Genomic DNA, 1,352 nt, shown 5'->3' on the forward strand with positions numbered 1-1,352 from the left:
CGCTAACTGCGTTATAAATTTTCATGTAGAACAACTACATGTCAAAATTTATGCCTTGTTATCACTCCATTTATCTGTCGCTATAGTCGCTATAAATGGTCAGTAACTTAACACGATTGGTATAATTTTTCATGTTGCGAAATGCTTAAAAGTTAGGCATAAAAAAAGCAGCCTAGGCTGCTTTTTGCAATAGTTAATAAATTACATTTGCGATTGTAGGTAGTTTTCAATACCGGTGCTTTTGATCAACTGTTGTTGTGTTTCAAGCCAATCGATTTGCTCTTCTTGCTCGTTCAAAATGTTATCCAGCGCTTCACGGCTGATATAATCTTTTTTGCTTTCAGCAAGTTTGATTGCGTCTTTAAGATCAACAAGTGAATCAAGTTCAAAGGCCATATTGCAAGCAATCATTTCTTCGCTGTTTTCACCAATGCGTAAACGGCCAAGATCTTGAAGGTTAGGTAAGCCTTCTAAAAATAGAATACGCTCAATTAAACGGTCAGCGTTTTTCATTTTTTGAATTGAGGTTTTATAATCGGCTTTATCTAACGCAGTAAAGCCAAAATCTTTAAACATACGGGCATGTAAAAAGTATTGGTTAATTGCGACTAACTCATTTGCCAATACTTTATTTAATGCAACAAGAACGTCTTTATCGCCTTTCATAATCTAGCTCCTATTCGCCCATTTGTGATTGATGGTAGTTTTGACTACCAATTTTATCAATTAAACCAAGTTGTTGTTCTAACCAATAAACATGATCTTCTTCAGTGTCGAATAACAGCTTCTCTAAGACTTCACGTGATTGGTAATCTTTTTCTTGCTCGCATACAGCAATGACTTCTTTAACGCATTCAACAACTTCAAGCTCTAAAGTTAGATCGTTTTGCATCATGCTTTTCACATCATGACCAATAATTAAATCACGGCGCTTGGTCATGTTTGGTACACCTTCGAGAAATAGAATACGCTTGATTAGCCAGTCGGCGTGGTCTTTTTCTTCTTCCATTTCATGGTTAAGGCGAACGTAAAGTTTATCTAACCCCCAATCGTCGTACATGCGAGAATGGATAAAGTACTGATCAATAGCAGCAAGTTCATTGGCTAATAGCTTGTTAAAGCTGTCGATAACTTTTTGATTACCTTTCATAATGGTGGCCTCTTAGAATGCTTAATGCTGCTAGTGTAGTATAAAAATCAGTTATTGCAAGTATTTTCCTTGAAAATCAGTCGGTTACTATTGATTTTGATTCTCGTTTAAGTTTGCATTGTTGGTTGCTTTATGAACAGATTGCTATTTATGATGAAAGATGAAAGATGAAAGATGAAAGGTGAAAGGTGAAAGATGAAAG

At 35.7% G+C, this 1,352-nt stretch carries 2 protein-coding genes; both read right to left on the reverse strand.

Translation table 11 applies throughout. The features are described from left to right. Positions 1-201 precede the first annotated feature (201 nt). Positions 202-666 carry a bacterioferritin gene (gene bfr / locus CWB85_RS21850; RefSeq protein WP_016706842.1) on the reverse strand — a complete coding sequence of 155 codons (465 nt, stop codon included), beginning with the start codon at positions 664-666 and terminating at the stop codon, positions 202-204. A gap of 10 nt (positions 667-676) precedes the next feature. Continuing rightward, entirely contained in the window at positions 677-1,150 is a 474-nt protein-coding gene (gene bfr, locus CWB85_RS21855) for a bacterioferritin (RefSeq protein WP_016706841.1), read from the reverse strand. Positions 1,151-1,352 lie beyond the last annotated feature (202 nt).

The organism is Pseudoalteromonas sp. S1727, assembly GCF_005886375.1.
Classification (GTDB): Bacteria; Pseudomonadota; Gammaproteobacteria; order Enterobacterales; family Alteromonadaceae; genus Pseudoalteromonas; species Pseudoalteromonas haloplanktis.

Excerpts from the sequence above, each read along its gene's own strand:
- bfr (WP_016706842.1), bottom strand. The coding sequence starts at position 666 with ATGAAAGGCGATAAAGACGTTCTTGTTGCATTAAATAAAGTATTGGCA.
- bfr (WP_016706841.1), bottom strand. The coding sequence starts at position 1,150 with ATGAAAGGTAATCAAAAAGTTATCGACAGCTTTAACAAGCTATTAGCC.